Source organism: Rasiella rasia, from assembly GCF_011044175.1.
GTDB classification, from domain to species: Bacteria; Bacteroidota; Bacteroidia; order Flavobacteriales; family Flavobacteriaceae; genus Marinirhabdus; species Marinirhabdus rasia.
Genome location: NZ_CP049057.1, coordinates 2,780,236 through 2,798,962 on the forward strand (window position 1 = coordinate 2,780,236; position 18,727 = coordinate 2,798,962).

The window sequence follows — 18,727 nt, forward strand, 5'->3', positions numbered from 1 at the left end:
TAATTTTTCTCCCCGTATGGGAAGATGCCCAAAGGGAAGAGGGGACAACCCAATAGAAAAATATAAAACCTATGTTAGATACTAAACATAAAAAAAAGAGTATGACCATCACGGTAATTTTGCACGTGATTCTACTCATTCTTTTGTTTTACGTTGGTATGACGTATCTAGATCCGCCCCCAGAAAATGGAATTGCTGTAAATTTTGGTACAACAGATACTGGCTCGGGCAACATACAACCTACAGAACCAATTAAGTCTGCGCCTAAAGAAACCACACCGCCACCTGTAACCCAACCAAAATCTGAAATTAAAGAAGAAGTTATCACACAAGACAGTGAAGATGCACCCGTAATTAAGAAAGAAGAAAAGAAAAAGGTGCAAACTGAAACTCCTAAAAAAGTTGTTCCTAAAAAAGAAACTCCAAAAGTAATTGAGAAAACACCAGATAAATCAACCAAAAATGCCTTAGATAACTTAATCAATGGACCTAAAAGTGAAGGTACAGCAAAAGGTAGTGAAGGCGATGATAAAACTGGAGGTGGAGATAAGGGTAATCCTAATGGTGATCCAAACGCCCAAAGCTATTATGGAACGGGTAAAGGTCTAGACGGTGATGGAAACTATCTCTTAGGCGGTAGAAAGCCTTTAAATAAACCTAGAAATCCGCAAGAATGTAATGAAGCGGGTAAGGTTGTTGTAAGTATAGAAGTAGATCGTAACGGAAATGTAACTAGCGCAAAACCTGGAGTACGTGGTACTACCAATAATACCAGGTGCTTGTTAGATAAGGCAAAAGAAAATGCAATGGCCACTCGGTTTAATTCAGATACAAAGGCGCCTGCAAAACAGATAGGTAAGATTATCTATAACTTCACGCTTTCTCAATAAAACTCCCTTCGTTTTTTCAGTATCTTTAAGGTTTTAAATTACATGCTATGAAACCTTTCATTACTTCCATTCTTTTAATTTCGTTTGCATTTATTTCTTGCGGTAGCCCTTCCGAAGAACTCCAAACAAATTCAGCAAGTAAAACACTCCCTGCCGACTTTATGTTTATGCAACGCGCGTATCCTACTGGGAGTATAAAACCAAATGCACTAAATGAAGCATTAACTTGGAAAGAAGCACAAAAAAAGTCGCAACGCAACGTATTAAATGTATGGGAATTTGCAGGTCCACTAAATATTGGCGGACGTATTACAGATATTGAAATACCAAATGATGATGCCACAACTTACTATGTTGGCGCAGCATCTGGGGGAATCTTTAAAACTACCGATGGCGGTGCAAATTGGCAACCCATTTTTGATGAGGTTGGCGTACTATCTATTGGCGATATAGAAATTTCAAAAGCAAATACCGATGTAATTTGGGTAGGTACTGGCGAGGTAAATGCAGGAGGTGGGTCTCTTGTATACGATGGTAAGGGTGTGTACAAAAGTGAAGATGGGGGTGCTACGTGGAACAACAAAGGTCTGCCAACCACCGGCAGTATTGGCAAGGTGCTAATAGATCCGACAAACGAAGATAATATTTTGGTAGCTGCCATGGGGCCGCTTTTTAGAAACGATAATAATCGTGGAGTATATAGAAGTCAAGATGGAGGTGACACCTGGAGCCAGGTATTATTTGTGAGTGAAGTTACGGGAGCCATAGACATGGCAATTCATCCTACAAATGGAGCTATCATCTATGCCGCTATGTGGGAACGTATGCGTAGACCAGAAGCAACAACTTTTGGTGGGGCAACTTCGGGATTGTATCGTTCTACAGATGGAGGAGATACATGGAACGAAATGACAAACGGTCTTCCTTCGGTTGCGAGTGAAAAAGGCAGAATAAGTATCGATATTTCACAATCTAATCCAGATGTGCTTTATGCGAGATACGCGAACGCAGCTGGAAGTATTCAAGGGGTGTATAAATCTACAGATGGTGGAGATACATGGATCGAAAAAAATTCTAGTCAGTTGCAAAATGTTGGTTTCCATTGGTGGTTTAGAGGAATTTACGTAGATCCTAGTGATGAGAACGTTCTTTATAACGTAGATTTTATTGTACAGAAGTCTACAGATGGTGGCGATTCTTGGGCTACCGCATTTCCAAATGTGCATGTAGATCAGCACGCACTTGCATTTAATGCTCAAACAGCAGGTGAAGTTCTGTTAGGTAATGATGGCGGTTTGTACTACAGTGATGACGACGGGGCATCTTCTAGTAAAGATCTTAGCTTGCCAATTACGCAGCTTTATAGAATGTATGTTGATCCACAAAATGAAGATAAAGTGTACGCTGGGGCTCAAGATAATAGTACCATGCGTACCACCACTGGCGGATTAACAAACTGGAACATTATTAACGGAGGTGATGGCTTTCAACCTTTGGTAGATGCTACAGACACAAATGTAATCTATGCATTGTCGCAGCGCGGAGCATTTGTAAAATCAACTAATGACGGTGCATCTTTTAGCAGTGCAACAAGTGGTATTGCTGCTTCAGACAGAAAAAATTGGGATACTCCAACAACCTTCGACCCTTCAGATTCGCAAACGCTATATTACGGAGCCAACAGATTGTACAGATCGACAGATGCAGCTGCAAGTTGGACGGCAATTAGCCCAGACCTAACAAACGGTTCGGGTGGTGGAAATAACACCTATGGTACGATTACTACTATAGATGTTTCGCCATTAGACAGCGATTTAATTTATGTGGGTACAGATGATGGTAACGTGTGGGTGACACAAAATGGCGGAAACGATTGGACTAATATTTCCGTAGGAATTCCAAATAGATGGGTGACTAAAGTATTAGCAGATCGAGATGATGTGAATAGAGTTTTTGTAACGCTGTCTGGCTATCGCTATGGCGAAGATGAGGGTAATGTGTACAGATCTAGCAATAGAGGGCAGGTGTGGGGAGCAATTGGTGCTAGTTTACCAGACATCCCTATAAACGACATTGTAAAAGATGCAAACGGAAACACTTTTCTAGCAACAGACGTTGGTGTTTTTGGAGCTGCCACAGAAGCGTATGTTTGGCAAGTGATAGATGGTAATATGCCTTCTGTTGTGGTTAACGATTTACATATTCACGAACCTTCTGGGATGTTGTATGCTGCCACTTACGGTCGTTCTATTTATAAATTAGATCTTGCAAGTGTTACGTTAAGTACTTCGGAAATAGAAGACACCATAAAAGCGTCTATTTTTCCAAATCCAGCTAGCGATGTAGTTACTATTGCATTAACCGAAACTGTAGCTCAAGCAAACATTGTTATTTTTGATGCTCTAGGGAGGGAAGTTGGAAACCATTCTTTTAAGAACCAACAGAGGCTGGTGTTGTCTATTAGTACGTTAGAAACGGGTAGTTATTTTGTAAAAGTAATAACTCCATTTGCTACTAGTACCAAGAAATTGATTGTAAAATAAGCTGCTATCAACTATTCTGAAACAATACAATGGCTTTTTAAGCAGTTGCCTATGTACCAACGTCAAGGCAAGGTTGCGTACAAGGCGAATTTAGATAATACCGAAGCGTTAGCTAATTACTTAAACCATCCTGAAAATGGTTTTAAAAGTGTGCATGTTGGTGGGACTAATGGTAAAGGGTCTACAAGCCATATGCTGGCTTCGATCTTGCAAGAAGCAGGATATTCTGTTGGACTGTATACATCGCCTCACTTAAAAGATTTCCGAGAACGAATTAAGATTAACGGGGAAATGATTTCGAAACGATCGGTGTCTTCGTTTGTGGCCAAACATCAACATTTTTTTGAGGTACAGCAATTGTCTTTCTTCGAAATGACCGTGGGTTTAGCTTTTGATTATTTTAGAAAGAAAAAAGTAGACATCGCGATTGTAGAGGTGGGCCTAGGAGGTAGATTAGACAGCACAAATATAATTACGCCAGAAATTTCAGTAATAACAAATATTGGTTTAGATCACACACAATTTTTAGGAACTACCTTAAGTGCAATTGCTTCGGAAAAAGGAGGGATTATAAAATATGGTGTTCCGGTGGTAATTGGAGAACGTGTAAAAGAAACCGCTGCTGTTTTCAAGAAAATTTCCGAAGAAAAAAAAGCCAAGCTCATTTTTGCAGAAGATACTGAGTTTCCATACTACTCTTCAGATTTAAAAGGTAATTACCAGAAAAACAATCAGCGTACCGCCTTAACTGCCATAACAATACTTCGGTCTCAGGGATGGGAAATTTCAGAAGAAAACATTACAAACGGGCTGCGATACGTAACAAGAAATACGGGTTTGCAAGGTAGGTGGCAATTGTTAGGTGAGAATCCTAAAGTAATTTGTGACACAGCTCATAATATGGAGGGATTGAATTATGTTATGAAGCAGTTAGATACAGAAGATTTTGAATCGTTACACATTGTGTTTGGAGTGGTGTCTGACAAAGATTTAAATAAAATATTACCCTTACTACCTAAGGAGGCTACGTATTATTTTTGCAGCCCCAATATTCCGCGTGCACTTCCTGCAACACTATTACAAGAGACAGCCGGTACATTTGGCTTGCTTGGTGGCTGTTACAACGGCGTTACAGCTGCATTGAAAGAAGCAAAGAAAATAGCATCTGCTAATGATTTAATTTTTGTTGGTGGAAGTACATTTGTAGTGGCAGAGGTTGTTTAAAAGGTATATGTGTAACGGAAGTGTATAAAAAGGATGTTTTGAAGAAAATTATACAATTAAATGTTTGTTGTATTCAAAAACTACTTTATATTTGCAACCGCTAACAAAGTAAGGGCGCTTAGCTCAGTTGGTTCAGAGCACTTGGTTTACACCCAAGGGGTCGGGGGTTCGAATCCCTCAGCGCCCACATCAAGCAGAAAATCCACATCGCAAGATGTGGATTTTTTTATTTCAGAAAACGCGATAAGTTCACTTTAAAGCGTTTTCTGAAATAAAAAAATTGCAACGCGACTAGCGTTGTATGATTTTCTATTTGCAGAAGTGGTATCGTATTAGGGATGTTTTGCGCAGCAAAAGAATCCTGATTACCGGGAGTTCACTTTAAAGCGTTTTCTGAAATAAAAAAATTGCAACGCGACTAGCGTTGTATGATTTTCTATTTGCAGAAGTGGTATCGTATTAGGGATGTTTTGCGCAGCAAAAGAATCTGAATTCTAAAAGACGCTAAGAATGTAGCTTGTTTAAGTTTCATTTTTATAAAATTGTTTTATGTAATTTTGTTTTAATGAATACTTTTGTTTGTTATTGTGCTATGCTTTCTCTTTTACTAATTGGGTTTGTCTCTTGTGAGAGAGGGAGAGAGAGAGAGAGAGAGAGAGAGAGAGAGCTTCCATTTCTTTTGAGGCTATTAGTGGGCGATACCACAATCAAAATAATTCGTTTCGTTTAGACACTTCATACCAAGCGATACTACCTTCAGATTTATGGAAAAAGGCAACGTATTCGTCTGGTCTCTATTTGGACTTTACAACAGATCAAGATTCACTTTTTATCATTTCAAATTATATAAAACACAAGAATGTAGCTAATATGAATAATATCGCTGTTAATGGTATTGATCTATTTGTGCATGATTCTGTTTGGAAACACATGTTTGGCCATTATAATAGAGATAATGATACATTAATGTATTACACTAATGGTAAAAAAGAGTTTCGTTTGTATTTCCCGTTGTATAATAGTTTAAAAGGTATAGAAATATATCCTAAAGTTATAGTCAATAAAAAGGAAGTCAAAAAAGTTCTTTTTTATGGTACAAGTATTACCCAAGGAGCAAGTGCTTCAAGTTCAGGTATGTCGTATCCATCTATCATAGGTAGAAACTTAGACGTTGAATCAATTAATTTAGGTTTCAGTGGCCTAGGTCATTTCACCTATGAAATCGCAGAATTAATTTGCGATGTTAACCCAGATATAATTGTAATAGATTGTGTGCCAAATTGTACGCCAGATATGATTTTAGTGGAAGGTTCGAAGTTTATGGAGAAAATAAAAAGCTGCTTAGCAGAAACCCCTGTAATCTTTGTAGAATCAAGTATGAGAGAATCTGCTTCCTATTTGTCAAAAGAAATGTCAGTAGATTATGTACATAGTCAGAATCAGGCTTTAAAAGAATTGGCAAGCATGTTTATTTCAGAAAATACCTATTATATTTCGAGTGAGCAGTTGTCTGTAGAAAATACTGCGAATACTATAGATGGAACACATTTAAACACTATTGGAATGACTCGGTTTGCAGAAGTAATAGGAGCAAAGATTGACTCCATTCTTGCTAAAAATTAAAGTAAATCTAGCACGCGTTCTAACGCCATGCCTCTAGAGCCTTTTATAAGGATATAACTCGATGCAATTTTGGTGTTTAGTAGGTCTTTTTTTAAATCTTCGAACGTCGCAAAGGTTTTAATATTTGAGGTTTTGGTTTGTGTTCTGCTGAAATTTTCACCTACCAAATAGGTGGTGCCTATTTTATTTTCAGTTATAAAATCTACAATGTTTTGATGTTCTTCTGAAGCAGCCAGACCCAATTCAAACATATCGCCTAAGATAAGTACTTTCTTATCAGCTTCAGTTTGTTGAAGGTTTTCGAGAGCAGCCAACATACTTGTTGGATTCGCATTATACGCGTCTAATAAAATTATGTACTCTCCTTTTTTAATAACTTGAGACCGATTGTTTTGTGGAACATATCCTTCTATGGCTTTCTTAAGGTCTTTTGTTGCTACCTTAAAATACTGCCCAATGGCAATAGCCGCTGCTATATTATGAAAGTTATAAAGTCCAACTAAGTTGCTATTTATGATTTCTCCCTGATAACCAATTTGCACATGTGTAGAAGCGTCTAGTAGTTGTACATGGCAATCTTGAAGATTGTCTCCAAAGGTAAATCGTTGCAGTGGTTTAGATATTTCCAGTTGTTTCGGGTCGTTGGCATTTACAAAGGCCGTCGCAGCTGTTTTCTGAAGATATGCATAGAGTTCTGTTTTTCCTCGAATAACCCCGTCAAGGCTTCCAAAACCCTCTAGATGTGCTTTTCCGAAGTTGGTGATGTATCCATAGTTGGGTTGGGCAATTTCGCTCAGCTGTGCAATTTCTTTCAAATGATTGGCGCCCATTTCAACAATTCCAATTTCCGTAGCATCGGTCATTGCTAGCAGTGTAAGGGGTACGCCAATATGGTTGTTGAGGTTGCCAAGAGTAGCGCTTACGTTATATGCCGTGCTTAAAACAGCGTTTATAAGTTCTTTAGACGTGGTCTTGCCATTACTACCTGTAAGTCCAATAATGGGTATGTTAAGCTGTTTACGGTGGAAAGCGGCTAACTTTTGAAGTTGGGTTAGAACATCTTTACAGAAAATAGTTTCTCCAGTGTTTTTATGATAACGCATATCGTCTATAACAACGTGCATGGCGCCTTTTTCTAATGCTTCTTGGGCAAAGGTGTTGCCATTAAAATTATCACCTTTCAGTGCGAAGAAAATACAGTCTTTAGTGATTTTTCGAGTGTCAGTACAAACACCGCTACTGCGTTTAAATAGGTTGTGGAGCGTTTCGATCTTCAATTTAGATAGTCTTTTTTTGTTAAAGTAAAGGTATAAAAAAACCCTCCGAGGCTATATGAGCTTGGGAGGGTTTTTCTATTTTTTTAAACGGCCTAGTGTCTTGGACGTTTTCCTTTTTTAGATTTTGAACCTACACGAGACATTGCGCATCTAAACCCAATATAGTCTGTTGCCATATCTTGTGGGAAGTAACGACGTTGTGCTGGGTCTAACCAGTAATCACGATCTCTCCATGAACCTCCTTTATAAACACGTACTTCGTTGTCTATAAGTGTTGTTCTGCTAGCAGATTTGTCGTAAGAACGATCCATTGTTCCTGTACTGTCTGCAGTAACCAGATGTTTTGGAGAGTTGTACATACGCTTAGACTCATCTTCGCTTTCTCCTTCACTATCAAAATCGCTGAAAGAAGAGTAATAACGTGTAGAGCGTTTGTCTCCATCACGGTAGTCACGGTTGTCACTTTCTGAGAACTGAGTTCTTAAATAAGTTTCTTCTTCGTCTACAGGTATCTGAACAATTTCTCCAGGGAAATTTCTTGCGATTATCTTTCCGTTACTCAAGGTGTCATAAACCATAGAGTCTTTCGTTACAATTTTTACCTTACCGTCCTCGCCAATAGCGTTTTTAGTATATACATTACCACGATAGTAGTTAAAATCGTTAAACTCATCATCTACGATAGGTCTATAAACGTCTGCTACCCATTCGGCAACGTTACCTGCCATATCGTATAATCCGTAGTCATTTGGCTCGTAAGACTTCACTTCAGCGGTAATGTCGGCACCATCATCACTCCATCCTGCAATTCCACCGTAATCACCATCACCTTGCTTAAAGTTTGCTAATTGGTCACCACGACTTCTTCTTTTTCCAGAACGAGTATATTGCCCATCCCATGGATATTTTTTTCTACCTCTATAAACGTTGTAATTACGTAAGCCTACAAGTCCAAGTGCGGCATATTCCCACTCTGCTTCGGTAGGTAGTCTGTATGCTGGTAATAAAAGCCCATCTTTACGTTGCACGTATAGGTTTGTGCTGTCTTTGCTTTTCTTCGCTAAACTTGCAGAACGCTTTCCTCCTTTTGTAATTGAGTCATTACCACCATAGGTTTGCGTTGGTGCATTTAGATATGTTTGTGTGCTAAAAGTTTCGCCTGGCTTCACTTCATAACGAGCATTACGAGCTGTAAAACCTTCTTCTTCAAGAATAAGTTCGTTTACACGATCACTACGCCAATTGCTAAATTCAACCGCTTGAATCCAACTAACTCCTACAACCGGGTAATCTGCATAGGCAGGGTGGCGTAGATAGTTATTGGTCATAACTTCATTAAAACCTAAACGATTTCTCCATACCAAAGTATCTGGTACGGCTCCGTTATAAATTCTTCTATATTGTTCGTCTTCTGGAGGGAATACACGTTTTAACCAGTCTAAGTATTCTAAATACATTAGATTAGTTACCTCAGTTTCATCCATGTAGAATGATTGAACGTGTTGTTGGTTAGGAGAGTTGTTCCAATCGTGCATTGGGTCATCTTGTACACGACCCATGGTAAACGTACCACCTTCAATAAAAACAAGTCCAGGACCTGTTTCTTGTTCTTTCGCTTTAGGATTGTATTGAAATCCACCTTCTTTGGAGTTCATTTTCCAACCTGTAGCTCTCGAACTATTTTTATAGTCACGAGATTTGTTACAACTAGCAATTAGCGCAGTAACTGCTACCAACATTAATACTTTTAAGGCTAAGTTTTTTATCATGTTCATAGGTTCACTTATGAAAAAATTGGGTTCGCAATATAACAATTAACGATAAAAGCACAATAATATTTTACTATTTATGCGCTGTAAGGCTCGTATTTTGTATTCGACCCAGTGTTAAACGTATCTTTTAATCGTTTATTATGAAGAATACGTCAATCTTCGCAAAAAGTTTAAAATTACTCTTATACTAACCGTATATTTGAAGCGTTACTACTTATGATGAAAAAGTTATTACTTCTACTAATTTTTATAGCACTTTCTCAAACTGTTGTTTCGCAAAGCAAACAAATTGTGATTCCTTGGACAAATACAAGTCCGACGAATATACAAAAGATTGCTGTGAATCAGGCAAAAGATACGCAATTAGACACTGATGCGGGGCTTCAATTAGGTGAAGAAAAGGTGCTATACCAGCAGCAATGGGCAGAATCGAGATGGGTTGATGAAAAGTCACTTGTTATATCGAATGTGGTATTTGCTCCAATTTCAGCTAATGAATTATCAAAACTTAATACGAAGCTAATACCTTCTCAAGTTACTTCAAGTATTGCTTCATTAGACGTTAGAGGTGCGCTATACTCAAGAGTTTCTATTTCTCCTATTGTGAAAGAGGGCAACGCATACAGAAAAATTGTCTCGTTTTCGGTAAATTATAAATTTAAAAGTGCCAACCGATCTACTACTAGAATGCCTATAACAAATTCTGTTTTGGCGTCTGGAGATTGGTATAAGTTTAAAGTGGAAGAGACGGGGGTGTATAGAGTAAGTAAGGATTTCCTGAATGGAATAGGAATGAATACCGACGGTATAGACCCACGAAACATTAAGATATATGGGCATGGTGGTAAACCGTTACCTTTATATAGTGGAATTCCAGTGGCATTCGATTTACCCGAAAATGCTATTCAGGTAGTAGGTGAAGATGATGGCTCTTTTGATGCGGGCGATTTTATTTTATTTTATGGTATCGGTACCAAAGGCTACGATCTAGAAAATGACACAAACCTAAATCCGTATAGCGACGAGGCATATTACTACGTTACTGCATCTGGTGGGGCTGGAAAGCGTGTGCAACCTATGGTAGAACCTACTGGAAATGCTACAACTACCATTAGTGCCTTTAACGACTATAAATTTCATGAAGTTGATGAGGAGAGTCCGGCGCGAGTAGGTAGACGATGGTTTGGCAATAGATTCGATATAGAAAATGAACAAACATATAGTTTTGAGTTTCCAAATATTGTAGCTCAAGAAGAAATGAGTGTTGTCGTTAAAGTAGCCGCTGCTTCAGAAACATCGAGCTCATTTGCGGTAGATGTTAATGGGGTAAGTGTAAGTCCTATAGGAGTGAGTCCTATAACTGGAATTATTTTACTACGCACAGGTGAACAGGTGTATACAGTACCTTCGGGCAGTGAAACTGTTACTGTAGATTTAGCATACAACAACTTAGGGAACCCTTCGGCAATTGGGTATTTAGATTATATAGGTGTTGCAGCTACTAGACGCCTAGCAGGTACTGGTAGTCAGCTCCCATTTCAGTATAATCAATCGGCAACATTGTTTGGTGTAGGGGAATATCAACTAACCAATGCATCAGGTTTCTCACAAGTATGGGATGTAACTAATCCTGAAGCTATCACGCAGGTTACTAATGATGGAAACGCAAGTTCGTTTAGTTTTAAAGCTAATTTAGGGCAGCTTCGCAATTATGTAGCGATAGACCCGGGCGACTATTTTGAGCCTGTTGAAGCTGTAAATAGCACGGTACTGAACCAGAACTTAAAAGGAACTATATTTAATGATGCCTCCGGAAACTTTAGCGATATAGACTATCTTATTATTACGTCACCTTTTTTGCTTCAGCCAGCATTACGTTTGGCAGATCACCATAGAAACCTTTCGGGGATGCGTGTAAAAGTGGTGACAACCGATAAAATTTACCAAGAATTTAGTTCTGGCAAACAGGATATTTCAGGAATTAGAAACTTTGTGCGTTATATTTATGACAATGCTTCGTCACCTAACGAGGCGCTTAAGTATCTATGTCTTTTTGGAGATACGTCTATAGATTATAAAAACAGATTACCCAACAACAATAACATTGTACCTACATATCACACCTTAAGTAGTATTAGCACAGCCGCTTCATTTATGAGTGATGATTTCTTCGGAAACACCGGTGCGTTTGAAGGCACTATAGGTGGCGGGGCACTAGACGAATTCGGAAATACACTAGGCGATGTAGATTTACTAGACATTGCCGTGGGTAGAATATTGGCAGATAATGTTCAATTGGCCAACACCATGGTAGATAAAATTATAAATTATGCTTCAAGGGCTTCCTACGGAAATTGGCGTAATAATTTTATTTTAATCTCAGACGACGTAGACGTAGCGTTTGAACATCGCGATTTACAGTTAAACTTAGATAATCTGGGAGATCAGATTTCAGCAAATAAAGAGTTTGTTAATGTAAAGAAGATTCATACCGATGCATTTTTACAAGAAACATCTGCTGGAGGAAACAGATATCCAACGGTTACAAAAGAAATTCAGAATAAAACGGAAGTAGGAGCACTAATCATTAATTATTTTGGTCATGGTGGTGAAGATGGGTTGGCTAAAGAATTTATTTATACCAAGGGTGTAGCTGAAAATCTAAGAAACCCAGACAACCTTCCTTGTATTGTAACTGTTACCTGTGAGTTCACAAAATTTGACGACCCACAACGCATTACCGCTGGAGAATTAACCTTCTGGAACCCTGAGGGTGGCGCAATTTCACTTATAACAACAACGCGATCTATTTTTGTTTCAACAGGAGTAAAGTTTAATCGTGAGTTGGCACCAGAGCTTTTTGGGTATGGTACTAATGATATTCCAACGCCAGCAGAGGCCACAAGAAGAGCGAAGAATGCCATCCCAGATGAAACCAGACGGGTTGTGTTTTTTATTGGGGATCCCGCATCGAAATTGGCATTTCCAACACCTGGTATAAAACTAACTACTATAGATGGCTTGCCTATTTCAGCAAGCAGTCCGCCCTTACAAGCATTGAGTAAAGTAACATTAGGAGGTGAGGTTACCGACGAAAACGGAGCGCTATTGTCTAATTACAATGGTATTTTAGAGGCAAAGTTGTTTGATAAAAATGTACAACGCCAAACCTTGGCTAACGATGGTACTAGAGATACCAATTTTGATTATGATGGAGATGGAGACCCCAACAATATTTTAATTCTAGATTTTAAAACTTTAGGAGAGGGGCTTTTTAATGGTCAGGCTTCTGTGACCAACGGTAAGTTTGAGTTTGAGTTTGTAGTGCCTAGAGATATTCAAATTCCTGTGGGGCCTGCGAGACTAAGTTTGTATGCGCAAAACAATATTGCATTACAAGACCAGACAGGGTTTAATGATGTTATTAGGGTTGGTGGTCTAAATGAAAACGCAGCTGCAGATAATACGGGCCCGCGAATTAACCTTTTTATGAATGACGAAAGTTTTGTTTCAGGAGGTATTACAAACGACTCTCCTATATTATTAGCGAAACTAGAAGATGAGAATGGTATTAATACAGCCAGTGGTATTGGTCATGATATCATAGCTATTTTAGACGGGGATGAGTCGAACCCTATTGTTTTAAATGAATTTTATCAAGCCGAAGTAGACGACTTTACGCGCGGACTAACTTCGTACAACTTACGAGATTTAGAGAAGGGTCTTCATACTCTAACCCTTCGTGCGTGGGATGTATACAATAATTCGTCTACGGCAGATATTCAATTTATCGTAACGGGGAATGATGAATTGGAAATTTCGAGAGTACTTAATTACCCAAATCCATTTGTAAACTATACAGAATTTTGGTTTAACCATAACCGCCCTTTCGAGCCGCTTGAAGTGCAAGTGCAAGTTTTTACCGTAACAGGAAAAGTAGTTTGGACTAAAAACCAAACAATCACTACCGATGGGTTCCTTGCCCGTGAGATTGTCTGGGATGGAAAAGACGATTTTGGCGATAAAATTGGAAAAGGTGTTTATGTGTATAAGATTACTGTAAAATCTCCGTTAACCAATAAGCAAGTTGAAAAGTTTGAAAAGCTTGTAATTCTTTAATAATTCAAAATTAAACCTATATTTGTGCAAAATTTCAACCTCATGAAGAAAATCTTTATCCTGTCGTTATTGGCTTTAGTAACGATTAAAACTACAGCCCAGGACGATAACTCTACCGCTAACCAGAGAGTTATCACAACAGCAGTTCCTTTTGTGTTAATCGCGGCCGATGCGCGAGCAGCAGGGATGGGAGATATTGGTGTAGCTACTTCAGCAGATGCCTTCTCTCAACAATGGAATCCAGCAAAATATGCATTCGCAATTTCAAAGCAAGGTGTAGGAGTTACCTATACTCCGTACCTTAGTCAATTAGTAAATGATATTTTCCTCGGAAACTTAACATATTACAACCGTATTAACGAGCGTAGCGCCATTGGTGCTAGCTTACGCTATTTTAGTTTAGGTGATATTGAACTTCGAGATACAGCAGATCAGATTCCTTTGATCCAAAGTCCGAACGAATTTACCTTCGACTTATCTTATGCGTTACGATTGAGTGATCGTTTCTCTATGGCAGTAGCAGGGCGTTATTTACGTTCAGATCTTAAAATTCAAGCTTCTAACGAAGATGCCTCTGCAGCAAGTTCTTTTGCAGTAGATGTGGCAGGTTACTATCAATCTGAAGAGATTGCATATAACGATTTTGACGGAAGATGGAGATTAGGTTTTAACTTCTCTAACATTGGTCCGAAAATTAAGTACGACGAAGTAGGTCAGGAAAACAACTTACCAACAAACATGGGTCTTGGTGGTGGATTCGACTTTATTTTGGACGAGTACAATAAAGTAGGTGTTTCTGCGGAAGTAAATAAATTATTAGTGCCAACCCCTCAAGATTTTGATGGTGATGGTGATATAGATGCTGAAGATGATGAGCAATACGAAGATATTAGCTTTTTCTCAGGAATCTTTAAATCGTTTGGTGATGCGCCAGATGGTTTCAGTGAAGAATTAAAAGAATTTACTTGGGCATTAGGTGCAGAGTATTGGTACCAAGATGTCTTTGCCTTCCGTACAGGATACTTTAATGAAAGTGACTTAAAAGGTTCAAGAAAATTCATTTCGTTAGGTGCTGGTTTCAGATACACTGCGATTAACATTGATATTTCATATTTATTCTCAACGTCTGCCGTAAGAAGTCCGTTAGAAGGAACGCTTCGTTTTGGGTTAACATTCAACTTCGGAGACGAGTACGACGAATACTAACATATAGATGGCACAGAAGCTTACGATTACTGCCGAACTCACCGTGTTCGAATCTATTAATGAGCTGCCTGTTTCCATACAAAAGTTAATGCATAAGGCGCAAGAAGCTCGAGAAAGAGCTTATGCGCCTTATTCGCGTTTTATGGTGGGTGCTGCATTAGCACTAAATAACGAAACTATAGTTACTGGTAATAACCAAGAAAATGCTGCTTTTCCCTCAGGTCTCTGTGCAGAGCGTGTTGCAGCGTTTCATGCGGGCTCTCAATTCCCTGGAGTTGGTTTTAAAACTATGGCATTAACGGTTCGGTCTTTACAAAAGGAAGTAACTACACCAACACCACCCTGTGGAGCTTGTAGGCAAGCCTTAGCAGAGTATGAGGTAAATCAGAAGGCGCCTATTACAATTTATTTTATGGGTGAAACTGGTAAGGTGGTAAAAGCAAATTCATTAAAAGACCTATTGCCACTGGTTTTTGATAGTACATATTTGTAAACTCTACGTGATTGGCTTTGCCTAGAATTACTCACATTTTCTTCTAAATTCATGCAAAATATTTTACTAAATTTTTTAGAAACGAAAGTTTTATAGAAGATTAGAAAATCCCTATTTTTGTTATTCGCGAAAAATTGGAAACTAAACGCTTTTGGCTTCCCAACAACTCTAGTTGATGAAAAAAATTACAAAAAAAACATATCTAGATTGGTATGAAAACATGCTGTTCTGGCGCAAATTTGAAGACAAGTTAGCCCAAGTATATATTAATCAGAAAGTACGTGGGTTTCTACATCTGTACAACGGTCAAGAAGCTGTGCTGGCGGGTGCCTTGCATGCCATGGATTTAACTCAAGATAATATGATTACTGCATATCGTAATCATGTGCAACCTATTGGTATGGGGGTTGATCCCAAAAGAGTGATGGCAGAACTTTACGGAAAGGGTACTGGAACCTCTCAAGGTCTTGGGGGCTCTATGCATATTTTTTCTAAAGAACATCGTTTTTATGGAGGCCACGGTATTGTAGGTGGACAAATTCCTCTAGGCGCGGGTATTGCTTTTGGAGATAAATTTCATGGACGAAAAGCAGTAACACTTTGTTATATGGGTGATGGAGCCGTTCGTCAAGGGTCGCTACACGAAACATTTAACCTTGCCATGCTTTGGAAATTACCTGTGGTTTTTTGCTGCGAGAATAATGGCTATGCAATGGGAACCTCGGTTGCCAGAACTGCAAATCATACAGATATATGGAAACTAGGTCTAGGGTATGAAATGCCGTGTAAGCCTGTAGATGGGATGAAACCAGAAGTTGTGGCAAAAGAAATGGATGAGGCCATTGCTCGAGCAAGACGTGGTGACGGACCAACATTCTTAGAAATTAGAACCTACAGATATAGAGGGCACTCAATGAGTGATGCACAACATTACAGAACGAAAGAAGAGGTGGCTAAAAAGCAAGAAGAAGACCCTATTTCATATGTACTTCATCATATCTACGAACAAAAATGGGCGACAGAAGAAGATATAAAAAAGATTGACAAGCGAGTTAAAGACTTAGTAAAAGAATGCGAAAAATTTGCAGAAGAGTCGCCGTACCCAGAAAAAAGTGTCATGTACGACACCGTGTACGAACAAGAAGATTATCCATTTTTACCACATAAATTATAAGCTATGGCAGAAGTAATTAATATGCCAAGACTCAGCGATACCATGGAAGAAGGTACTGTTGCTAGTTGGTTGAAGAAAGTTGGCGATACTGTTGCCGAAGGTGATATTTTAGCTGAAATAGAAACTGACAAAGCAACAATGGAATTTGAATCTTTTCACGATGGGGTTTTACTTCATATTGGTATTGAAGAAGGCGCCACTGCAAAAGTTGATACATTATTAGCTATTATTGGTGAAAAAGGAGAAGATATTTCGGGTCTTTTGAATGGTGATGGTGGAAGCGCGGAAAAGACTAGCTCTGAAGATGATGCCAGCGAAACAGAAGAGTCGAAGACCGAAGAAGGTGCTGAGAACAACAATGAAACTGCCGATAGTGAATTGCCAGACGGAGTTGAGATTATAACAATGCCTCGTTTAAGTGACACTATGGAAGAAGGTACCGTTGCTTCTTGGTTGAAGAATGAAGGCGATATGGTTGAAGAAGGTGATATTCTTGCTGAAATAGAAACCGACAAAGCTACTATGGAGTTCGAGTCGTTCTACAACGGAACCTTGCTGAAGATAGGAATAGCCGAGGGAGAAACAGCGAAAGTAGATGCTTTGCTTGCCATCATAGGCCCAAAAGGTACTGATGTGTCTAATGTATCACTGGTCGAAAAACCAGCGGCTAAAAAGGATGCTCCTAAAAAAGAAGAAAAAAAGGTAGAAGGATCAACGAAGGAAGTTTCCGCAGAAAAGAAAACCGCTCCTAAGACAAATACAAATACGAACAATTCTACTAACGATTCAAAAAGAATATTTGCTTCTCCATTAGCTAAAAAAATGGCTGAAGACAAAGGTATTAACCTGAATCAGGTACATGGGAGTGGCGAAAACGGACGTATCGTAAAAACAGATATTGAAAACTATCAACCAGGGGCTGGTGGGGCGCAAGCTTACCAACCTGTTGGTGAAGAGAGCTTCGAGGAAATTACCAACTCACAAATGCGTAAAACCATTGCTAAGCGTTTGGGAGAATCTAAGTTTACAGCACCTCATTATTATCTCACTATCGAGTTAGATATGGATAGTGCCATTGCATCTCGCACGGCAATTAATAGCCATCCTGATGTCAAAATTTCATTTAACGATATGATTGTAAAGGCGTGTGCCATGGCATTACGCAAACACCCACAGGTTAATAGCCAGTGGACGGGTGATGCGACTCGAATTGCTAAACATATTCATGTTGGAGTTGCGGTGGCTGTAGATGAAGGATTAGTTGTACCGGTGCTGAAATTTGCAGACCAGATGACATTTTCCCAAATTGGTGCAAATGTTAAAGAATTAGCAGGAAAAGCGCGCTCAAAGAAATTAACCCCAGACGAAATGCAGGGAAGTACCTTTACGGTATCTAATTTGGGTATGTTCGGTATTAAGGAATTCACAAGTATTATCAATGCGCCTAACTCGGCAATACTTTCAGTAGGTGCGATTGTTCAAAAGCCTGTGGTTAAAAATGGTGCTATTGCTGTTGGTAATACAATGACTGTTACCTTAGCTTGCGATCATAGAACTGTAGACGGTGCTACTGGAGCACAGTACTTGCAGACATTACGACAGTATATTGAGAATCCCGTTACTATGTTTGTGTAACAAGCATAATTTGATACCGGTAACTTTAACAGATCCCGCTATTTTCCTTTGAGGTGAATAGCGGGATTTGTGTAACTTTAGAGTATGAAGAAAAAAAATATAATTATTACAGGAACAAGTAGAGGTATTGGTTACGAACTCGTCTCTTTATTTACCGATGCAGGGCATAATGTGCTAGCCTTATCTCGCGATGCGGCGCCTGTTTCTGGGTTGGATATTTCTAACTGTGCTTGTTTCTCTTGTGATATTACCGATAAAAAAGATATTGCCCGAGTGCGTGATTTTATTAAAGAGAAGTGGAACCATGTAGACGTACTCATCAATAATTCTGGTTATTTGGTTAATAAATCTTTTTCTAAATTGAAATGGGAAGACTTTGAAGATAGTTACGCTGTAAATGTTTTTGGAGCGGCTGCTATGACACAAGCTGTGCTTCCTTTTATGACAAAGAAAGGTCATGTAGTAAATATTAGTAGTATGGGAGGTGTGCAGGGTAGTGCAAAATTTGCTGGCTTGGCTGCTTATAGCAGTAGTAAAGGGGCAATTATTACGCTGACTGAAGTTTTAGCAGAAGAGTACAAGGAAAAGGGGCCAAGTTTTAATTGTCTCGCATTAGGTGCCGTACAGACCGAAATGTTACAAGAAGCATTTCCAGGGTATGAAGCACCAATAACAGCGAAGCAAATGGGTCAATATATTATGAATTTTTCTTTAACTGGTCATGAGTTATACAATGGTAAAATACTACAAGTGTCTAGTACAACGCCATAG

12 protein-coding genes and 1 tRNA gene are annotated in these 18,727 nt (G+C 38.9%); 11 read left to right on the forward strand and 2 right to left on the reverse strand.

Annotated elements, in window-relative coordinates; all coding sequences use genetic code 11:
• Positions 1 to 71 precede the first annotated feature (71 nt).
• From G5B37_RS12345 to G5B37_RS12365, 5 genes are all read left to right on the forward strand, one after another.
• Positions 72 to 890: an energy transducer TonB gene (locus tag G5B37_RS12345; RefSeq protein WP_164680334.1), complete on the forward strand. Its 819-nt coding sequence runs from the start codon at positions 72 to 74 to the stop codon at positions 888 to 890.
• Positions 891 to 937: 47 nt separating this feature from the next.
• Positions 938 to 3,433 (forward strand): T9SS type A sorting domain-containing protein, encoded by a 2,496-nt coding sequence (locus G5B37_RS12350; RefSeq protein WP_164680335.1) that lies wholly within the window; start codon positions 938 to 940, stop codon positions 3,431 to 3,433.
• Positions 3,434 to 3,439: 6 nt separating this feature from the next.
• The gene (locus tag G5B37_RS12355) at positions 3,440 to 4,657 is read left to right on the forward strand and encodes a bifunctional folylpolyglutamate synthase/dihydrofolate synthase (RefSeq protein WP_164680946.1); all 1,218 of its coding nucleotides are present in this window, start codon (positions 3,440 to 3,442) and stop codon (positions 4,655 to 4,657) included.
• A gap of 112 nt (positions 4,658 to 4,769) precedes the next feature.
• A tRNA-Val gene (locus tag G5B37_RS12360) sits at positions 4,770 to 4,844 on the forward strand.
• 560 nt (positions 4,845 to 5,404) lie between these two features.
• The gene (locus G5B37_RS12365; RefSeq protein WP_263649869.1) at positions 5,405 to 6,280 is read left to right on the forward strand and encodes an SGNH/GDSL hydrolase family protein; all 876 of its coding nucleotides are present in this window, start codon (positions 5,405 to 5,407) and stop codon (positions 6,278 to 6,280) included.
• Here the strand turns inward: G5B37_RS12365 and G5B37_RS12370 are convergent.
• Together G5B37_RS12370 and gldJ are read right to left on the reverse strand one after the other, a co-directional pair.
• Positions 6,277 to 7,557, reverse strand: coding sequence for a UDP-N-acetylmuramoyl-tripeptide--D-alanyl-D-alanine ligase (locus G5B37_RS12370; protein ID WP_164680337.1), 1,281 nt, complete (start codon positions 7,555 to 7,557; stop codon positions 6,277 to 6,279). The two genes, G5B37_RS12365 and G5B37_RS12370, sit on opposite strands and share 4 nt — an antisense overlap.
• A 92-nt stretch (positions 7,558 to 7,649) precedes the next feature.
• Positions 7,650 to 9,326: a gliding motility lipoprotein GldJ gene (gldJ, locus tag G5B37_RS12375; protein ID WP_164680338.1), complete on the reverse strand. Its 1,677-nt coding sequence runs from the start codon at positions 9,324 to 9,326 to the stop codon at positions 7,650 to 7,652.
• Between the two features lie 222 nt (positions 9,327 to 9,548).
• On the opposite strand from gldJ, the gene porU reads away from it, so the two are divergent.
• The 6 genes from porU (at position 9,549) to G5B37_RS12405 (ending at position 18,727) form a co-directional block, all read left to right on the forward strand.
• The gene (porU, locus tag G5B37_RS12380; RefSeq protein ID WP_164680339.1) at positions 9,549 to 13,448 is read left to right on the forward strand and encodes a type IX secretion system sortase PorU; all 3,900 of its coding nucleotides are present in this window, start codon (positions 9,549 to 9,551) and stop codon (positions 13,446 to 13,448) included.
• A gap of 42 nt (positions 13,449 to 13,490) precedes the next feature.
• A complete protein-coding gene (gene porV / locus G5B37_RS12385) occupies positions 13,491 to 14,654 on the forward strand; it encodes a type IX secretion system outer membrane channel protein PorV (RefSeq protein ID WP_164680340.1) in 1,164 nt (387 codons plus the stop codon).
• A gap of 7 nt (positions 14,655 to 14,661) precedes the next feature.
• The gene (gene cdd / locus G5B37_RS12390; protein WP_164680341.1) at positions 14,662 to 15,147 is read left to right on the forward strand and encodes a cytidine deaminase; all 486 of its coding nucleotides are present in this window, start codon (positions 14,662 to 14,664) and stop codon (positions 15,145 to 15,147) included.
• 175 nt (positions 15,148 to 15,322) lie between these two features.
• Entirely contained in the window at positions 15,323 to 16,321 is a 999-nt protein-coding gene (pdhA, locus tag G5B37_RS12395) for a pyruvate dehydrogenase (acetyl-transferring) E1 component subunit alpha (RefSeq protein ID WP_164680342.1), read from the forward strand.
• Between the two features lie 3 nt (positions 16,322 to 16,324).
• Positions 16,325 to 17,956: a pyruvate dehydrogenase complex dihydrolipoamide acetyltransferase gene (locus G5B37_RS12400; protein ID WP_164680343.1), complete on the forward strand. Its 1,632-nt coding sequence runs from the start codon at positions 16,325 to 16,327 to the stop codon at positions 17,954 to 17,956.
• Between the two features lie 84 nt (positions 17,957 to 18,040).
• Positions 18,041 to 18,727: an SDR family NAD(P)-dependent oxidoreductase gene (locus tag G5B37_RS12405; RefSeq protein ID WP_164680344.1), complete on the forward strand. Its 687-nt coding sequence runs from the start codon at positions 18,041 to 18,043 to the stop codon at positions 18,725 to 18,727.